Genomic DNA, 539 nt, shown 5'->3' with positions numbered 1-539 from the left:
CGACGAGACCGACCCAGTGCGGCTGGCAAAACTCTGCGCCAGGGCGCTGGAGGACGAAATCGCCTTCCAGGGTGGCGACACCATCGCCGCTTTCATCATGGAGCCGGTTCTCGGCGCCGGCGGCGTCATCGTTCCGCATGAGAGCTTCATGCCGCTGGTGCGCGAAATCTGCGACCGCCACGAGATCCTGCTGATCGCCGACGAAGTGGTGACGGGCTTCGGCCGCACCGGCGCATGGTCGGGTTCGCGTCTGTCCGGTGTGAAGCCGGATTTCATGACCATCGCCAAGGCGATCACTTCGGGTTATTTCCCGCTCGGCGCCACTTTGATCGGCGCCAAGGTCGCCGATGTCTTCGAGGCCGACAAGACCAGCTTCGGCGCCATCGGCCATGGCTATACCTATTCCGGCCATCCTGTCGGCTGCGCCGCGGGTCTGCGGCGCTTGCCGAGACCAAACGGCTGCGCCTGAACGAGAACGCGGCCGCGCGTGGTGTCGAACTCGCAGCCGTGCTGGAGGGGCTGAAGGCGAAGCATGCGAT

At 65.3% G+C, this 539-nt stretch carries 1 pseudogene; it reads left to right on the top strand.

Features of this window, described 5'->3' with window-relative positions:
* Window positions 1-539: pseudogene (locus EN994_RS34535) on the top strand (aminotransferase class III-fold pyridoxal phosphate-dependent enzyme); the annotation flags it as partial.

The sequence above is a fragment of the Mesorhizobium sp. M7A.F.Ca.CA.002.09.1.1 genome (genome assembly GCF_003998555.1).
Classification (GTDB): domain Bacteria; phylum Pseudomonadota; class Alphaproteobacteria; order Rhizobiales; family Rhizobiaceae; genus Mesorhizobium; species Mesorhizobium ciceri.
Note: the sequence above shows the minus strand (reverse complement) of the source record. Positions and strands in the feature narration are given on the sequence as shown.